The following is a 6198-nucleotide window of genomic DNA, read 5'->3' as shown; positions in this document are numbered from 1 at the left end:
GCGTAACCATCCCGTTATTTGTTCAGGACTCCACTTCTCATTAAGCTTCTGGGTAATTAAAGCTATCATTTCAGGTGTCATCTTAAGCGGTTTTCTTACACTTCTTCGGCGAAACAAAGCCCGCTCATGAGCTTGTTTGTGTCTGTAACCTCGCTTACCTGTATTTCTAGAAAGCTCTCTTGAAATCGTAGATTGCGATAAATTAGTTAGCTCAGCAATACTTTGTTGCGTAAAACCGCTTTTCTTTAGAACGGCGATCTGGCATCTTTGCGCATAGGTCAGTTGTTTGTAATGTCTCATTGTAAAATCTCTTGCCGGAGAAAAAGCAGTTAGCTTATGAGCAACTGACCACTTAATCTAGCCAAAACAAGTTATGCACTTACAATTTGAATCTAGGTGTATTAAAAACATGAGTTTGAATTTTATGAATAGGATGGGGATATAACATGAGGAAAGATGTTGCGCACACTGCTGGTGCATAAATTAACCTAGCCGCACTATAAAAGCACGGCTAAATTAGAAGGCTTTAACCGAATATAGTGCGCATAAGGCTAATTGTTTCGTTTACGCTGCGACCTTTTTGTACTTCACTCACAATTGAATCACGTTTACTGCGAATGTGTTCAGGAATATCGTCAGCAGCAAGAGCACGGTCTACTAAAATTTCTGCAGACTCTTTACCTCTACGCTGAGTTTTACCTGTTGTAGTTGTAGTACGTTTAGGCTTGGTTAGCAGTTTAATGTAGTTAGAGTTATCTGGTGTTTTAGCATCAGCGTAGTGAAAGAAACATGGAATTAATGCTTTAATAGCAACCAATTGTTCTTCTAACTCGTTACTAGGTTTAGCCATTTTATACCATGACATAGCTTGAATACCTTTTACGATATCTTGCCAGTAACGCTCAAAATCACTATTTTTAAGTTTAGAAACACCAAGGGCACCACATAATGCATCTAATCGATTATTTGTAATCGGAGTAAATAAATCAGGGCGACGCATTGCAAGCAGTCGTGTTGCAGGCGCAAGTGTTGGTTTTTCGTTGTTGTCGGTGAATATTTTTGAATAAGCAGCAACAAATTGTTGATATTCGTATTGAGTAATATCACCTTCAAGTGGAATATTTACTAGTGCATCGTCAAAAGCACCTGGTAAATCACCAAGCATTTGATGGAAGCTCTTTGCACTCTTTGTAGATGCAAACCATTCAACGTCAAAGTTGTATGTGCTTGGATCAAGTGATGCCATGTGCTTACCGCTAAACGCAAGTAAATCTTCAGGAATCATATCTTTAAGAGACTGTTCACGAATGCTTTTGATGTAGTCTACCAAACGAAGCTGTTCATCAAGTGCAATAACGTCTTTGTGTTGTTCTACAAATACACTTACAACAGGCCACGGAGCAATACGTAAAGTTTTAACCTGTAAAAAGCTGATAGCTGAAATAAGCTGATCGTGTAGCTTCTTAAGTACTGGTAACTGCTGTGGCTCTAGCAAATCGTAGTTAATACGATCTCTGCTTGCACTTAGCAATTCGTAACACCAAGGTAAAAAATCATCAGGGTGGTTTTCTACTTTCACGGCCATAAGGTTAAGGCTTAACTCTGAAGATTGCTTCAGAATGTTCTGATAGATTTGATTTTCTTGTTCGCCTAGCGTCATTTTTGACGGTGAAATTAGCAGTTTTTTCATGCCTTGTAGAATCTCCGGTTTAGATATATATTTTTTTGCTGGTCTATTTTAGCGCAATTACGCTAATAACAACAGCGCTGTCCTCCATACGTTGTAATTGAAGTGACTAAATCGGTATTTTTGCTAATAAAATGAGACTAATGCTTTAACATGTATCAATCATTTTCATCCAGTACAAAGAGACTTTCAACTGAGGTATTAAAATGCTTTGCTATTTTTAGAGCAATTATTACCGAAGGGGTAAATCGTGCCGTTTCTACTGTACTAATAGTCTTACGTGAAACCGCAATTAGATCAGCCAAGTCTTGTTGCGAAAGGCCTGCTTCTTTGCGGTATTTTGCAATTTTATTTTGCACTTTTGCTCCTAATCTTTGCTTTGCCAAAGAATTGATACGCCGTATATTAAACTCATTACAGCAAGGTAAAATGTAGCCATCATGCTGTGAGATACTTCTAAAGCAAAAGTATCGGAGAGTAAGTACACGCCACCCATACTAAAAAGTAAGCCAAGCACAACATGTTTATAGGCAATAGTGTCGATGGTATTTAAATATTCATCTTTATATGTAAGGTGGTATTTCATTCTCCATGTAAACCCGCCTCTGATCACAAACATAAAGAATGAACCTAAAAAAGCAGCAGTTCCTAAAAACAATAGTGGGGCTGATGTTTGATTAAGCATTGAGTAAACACTAATGATTAATAAAGTAATACCCATGAATAATGAAAACCATGCATTTTGACCCATAAATTTTTCTTCACTTTTAATATCGTAATTAGACATAGCTCATTTCCTTTTAAAATTTTTACAATATGTAACCTGTAGGTATCAATGTAACCTTAAGGTTTCATTGGGTCAATATTTATTTGTAACCTAAAGGTATCAAAATGTTTCAGGGCTGATTCAGGATAAGAATGTAATATCTAATAAAAAGCTTTTTTATCAGAACGACAATGATTTTAAGGCTAACACTCGCTATGATAAGAACATTATTTGCACGTTTGAAAGGACGATCATGAAAACTTTACTTAAAATTGTAGGTGTAATACTTTTACTATGTATAGCACTAATTGTTGCCGCACCGTTTTTAATCCCTACTGATACTATTTTTAATAAAGTGTCTGAGCAGGTAGAACAAACAACTGGGCGCACTCTTACTATTAAAGGTGATAAAACACTTAGCGTATTCCCTGCATTAAAGTTAGAACTTAACGACGTGCATTTTGCAAATATGGAATCAGGTTCGCGCGCCGATATGGCGAGTATGAAACAGCTTGCTGTACATATACCTTGGTTTTCATTATTTGGTGGTGAGTTTAAATTAGATAAGTTTGTTATAAACGAACCAAATATCCTATTAGAAACTGACAAAAATGGTAAAGCTAATTGGCAGTTGTTTGATGCAGTTGCAGAGCAACCTAAAGAGCAAAGCCAATCAGGTGAAGCGATAAAGCTTCCAGATAACTTTGATATTGAGTTAGGTGAGGTTGCTATTTATGGCGGCACATTTACTTATCTAGATGGCCTAACAGGTGCTAAGCAACAAATTAGTGATTTAGAACTCGCTATTTTACTTCCATCACTTCGTAAAACATTAGAAGTAAAAGGGGGTATTACTTATATGCAGGAGCGTTTTGAGCTTGATATAAAATTAGATACTCCTGCTAAAGCAATTGAAGGTGCTACTTTTAATGTTAAACAAACCTTAGATTCTCGTTTAGTTGATCTAACGTTCGAAGGGAGCATCGCTGGGCAAGGACAAGATATTAAAGGTCAGTTATCACTAAGCGGTGAGTCTGTTAAAAGTATTGCAAAATGGCAAGGTGTAGAGTTAGACGCTAAAGACAATGCTTTTAACGCATTCAGTGTAAACGGTAAAATGCACCTAGCAGGTGAGAAATTTAATTTAGACGATTTAGTTGCGACGTTAGACGCATTGGAAATAAAAGGTAAGAGCGAGCTTAACCTAGGAAAGCGTTTAGCTGTAAATGCTGATATCGATTTAGGTATGCTTGATTTAAACCCGTACCTACCTGAAGCAGTAGCAAAACAAGAAGAGCCAGTAGAGCAAAATGATAAACCTGCAGAGCCAATAGTATGGGATGACACTAAAATTGATCTAAGTGCGTTAAATTCACTAGATGCGAATGTAGTTATTCGTTCAAGTGGATTAAAAGCTAACGATATTAAGTTGGGCGCAAATCAATTTACTGTTGCTTTAAAAAATAGCATTGCAAAACTAAGCCTAGATAGCTTTTCTGCTTATGAAGGGTCAGGTAAAGGCGTTATCAATGTAAACGCACAACAAGTACCTTATAAAATATCAACTAACTTTGACTTAGCTGGTATAGATGCACAGCCTCTATTAACTGATGCGGCAGGTTTTGACAAGCTAATGGGTAAGGGGTCTTTAAATTGGAACCTAAACACAACTGGCCAAAGTCAAAAGTCGTTTATTGGTGCGCTTAACGGAAAACTTGGATTTGAGTTTGCTGATGGAGCCGTAAAAGGTGCGAATATAGCTGAGATGGTTCGTAAAGGTAAGGAACTCATTTCAGGAAACTTTGGTGCTGCGTCTGAAGGGCTGGATACCGGGTTTGAAGAATCAGAGCAAACAGATTTCTCTGCACTAACAGGAAGTTTTAACTTTACTAATGGTGTTGGTAAAAATACTGATTTATCACTTATTAGCCCACTCGTTAGAATATCAGGTGAAGGCGATGTTGATTTACCACAAACAACAGTTAATTACCGTTTGGTTACAGGCATAGTTGGATCAATCGAAGGACAGGGAACCACTGATGACAGCACTGGTTTTAAAATACCACTACGTATAAAAGGGCCTTTCCACGATGTTGGTATAAAGCTTGATGTAGGCAATGCGCTTAAAGATGAAGCTAAGCAGAAGGTTGATGAGGCAAAAGAAAAAGCCAAAGACAAAGCAAAGGATAAGATTAAAGATAAATTAAAAGGTTTATTCGGTTAATCATCTATAGTCAAAACAAGGCACTTATATAGCTGTCTCTTGATCACAAGTCTGACTCAAGAGATTTTGCTAAATCGTAGCCTTCCAGGATGGCTTGTAACTTAAGCCATCCTTGCCATAACACTTTCACAGATGCACGCCCTGTGCGCTTGGTATCTTTCCAGCCTCCTAACTTTGCCAGTTCCTGATACGCCCATGACATATTTGGAGCAGTTTCAGGCAATGGTGTTTTTATTCTCTTTAACCACAATAACTTCCATGCTTTGGGAGATAACAGTTGTTCACAACTTGGAGAATCAGGCTGCTCATTGGTGAACTTTAGTTGCAATATTCGCGTCGCAATAAAGCCATTAATCGTCACCAATCTTTCCATGTTATCTTGGCTTTGAAGGCGTAAACTTTCGATATCCGTACCATCACTTTTCCAGACTTTATGGTATTCCTCTACAAGCCAACGGTGCTCATAGTAGGTGATGATAGCTAAAGCGTCTTCTTTGCTGGTGACTGGTTCACTGGTTAATAGGTGCCAGCTTAAGCCGTTCTCAGCGTTTCCTCGCTCTGCACAGCCGACATAGTAAACTGGGAGGGAGTGTCCTTTCTTATTGTAAGGCGCTTTGAGTGTCACTGGCGCATAGGTGATATCCAGTGTTGCGCTTCGGGCTTTTCTTCCTCCTTTTTGTGCAATGTGGATGTGTTTGGTGCCTGCACTCATCAGCTCGCTTGCAAACGCATAGAGCTTATCCTCACCTTCTTCAATATGACGACTTTGCATCGAGCGTACGACGAATCGTTGCTGCTCGCTCAGTTTATACTGCAAGTATTCGTAGATGTCCGCTTCGCGGTCACACACCGATATCACGTTCGCCATTTGTCCTTGCAGCCGCTCTGCCATCGCTCGTGACGCTGACTCCCACTTGTAACTTTCTTTTTCTTCGTAAGAAGTCGTCGCGTGTTTTTCTCTTTTTCCAATCGTGTTGATATCACGACTCCAGCGAGACTGTTCAATTAATCCCACAACTTGCTTTGTGTCTGGCGCAAACAGTAATACGCTATGAGCTAACAAGCCTCGTTGTTTTGCTCCTCGTCCGACATGACCCAAATCATCTCGAATGGAGGAATGTTTATAAATTAGTGTGGTCGTGTCTTCTAATGCGAGTAATAAGTTATGACTTTTTGCTTGTTCAACCGTGGCTTTAAAGCCTGACTCTGCTATAGCCGTTGCGTCAATATTCTCGTTGCGAATAAAGCGGTAGGCACCTTCCATATCGGCGGGGGATTGAGTGATGTTCACAAGTGGTTTTCCTGGTTCATTTGCAAGCGTTGATGCTAACTTTACCAGACGCGCTGTTCTTCTTGGATCACCTAAGTCCGATTTACCGAATTGTTGTTTTGCCCAATGAGTATGTTCGTTAATCATAATGTGCCCTCAAACAAGATTTGAAGATCTGATCATGACATTGAGATTTAGTTCAAAAAAATCCCCGCTAATTTCTTAGCAGGGATTTGTGTATAAGAGACAGC

The 6198-nt window shown here is 39.0% G+C and carries 6 protein-coding genes; 1 reads left to right on the top strand and 5 read right to left on the bottom strand.

The window, feature by feature from the left end; genetic code table 11:
• The 4 genes from GQR45_RS21035 to GQR45_RS21020 form a co-directional block, all read right to left on the bottom strand.
• The coding region (locus GQR45_RS21035; protein WP_165726927.1) for a helix-turn-helix domain-containing protein at nucleotides 1-300 on the bottom strand (300 nt) is incomplete at its 3' end.
• Nucleotides 301-526: 226 nt separating this feature from the next.
• A complete protein-coding gene (locus GQR45_RS21030) occupies nucleotides 527-1690 on the bottom strand; it encodes a hypothetical protein (protein ID WP_165726926.1) in 1164 nt (387 codons plus the stop codon).
• 155 nt (nucleotides 1691-1845) lie between these two features.
• Nucleotides 1846-2046, bottom strand: coding sequence for a helix-turn-helix transcriptional regulator (locus tag GQR45_RS21025; RefSeq protein ID WP_165726925.1), 201 nt, complete (start codon nucleotides 2044-2046; stop codon nucleotides 1846-1848).
• Between the two features lie 8 nt (nucleotides 2047-2054).
• Nucleotides 2055-2474, bottom strand: coding sequence for a hypothetical protein (locus tag GQR45_RS21020; RefSeq protein ID WP_165726924.1), 420 nt, complete (start codon nucleotides 2472-2474; stop codon nucleotides 2055-2057).
• A gap of 232 nt (nucleotides 2475-2706) precedes the next feature.
• Here GQR45_RS21020 and GQR45_RS21015 point away from each other — a divergent pair, with 232 nt between their 5' ends.
• Nucleotides 2707-4677 (top strand): AsmA family protein, encoded by a 1971-nt coding sequence (locus GQR45_RS21015; RefSeq protein ID WP_007584647.1) that lies wholly within the window; start codon nucleotides 2707-2709, stop codon nucleotides 4675-4677.
• Between the two features lie 43 nt (nucleotides 4678-4720).
• Here GQR45_RS21015 and GQR45_RS21010 read toward each other — a convergent pair whose 3' ends face one another.
• Entirely contained in the window at nucleotides 4721-6094 is a 1374-nt protein-coding gene (locus tag GQR45_RS21010) for an IS4 family transposase (protein ID WP_096058041.1), read from the bottom strand.
• Nucleotides 6095-6198 lie beyond the last annotated feature (104 nt).

It is taken from the genome of Pseudoalteromonas sp. SA25, from assembly GCF_011378705.1.
GTDB lineage: Bacteria > Pseudomonadota > Gammaproteobacteria > Enterobacterales > Alteromonadaceae > Pseudoalteromonas > Pseudoalteromonas arctica.
Note: the sequence above shows the minus strand (reverse complement) of the source record. Positions and strands in the feature narration are given on the sequence as shown.

What these genes read in the sequence shown, in the direction of transcription:
- GQR45_RS21030 (WP_165726926.1), bottom strand. Translation starts at nt 1,690, where the DNA reads ATGAAAAAACTGCTAATTTCACCGTCAAAAATGACGCTAGGCGAACAA.
- GQR45_RS21020 (WP_165726924.1), bottom strand. Translation starts at nt 2,474, where the DNA reads ATGTCTAATTACGATATTAAAAGTGAAGAAAAATTTATGGGTCAAAAT.
- GQR45_RS21015 (WP_007584647.1), top strand. Translation starts at nt 2,707, where the DNA reads ATGAAAACTTTACTTAAAATTGTAGGTGTAATACTTTTACTATGTATA.
- GQR45_RS21010 (WP_096058041.1), bottom strand. Translation starts at nt 6,094, where the DNA reads ATGATTAACGAACATACTCATTGGGCAAAACAACAATTCGGTAAATCG.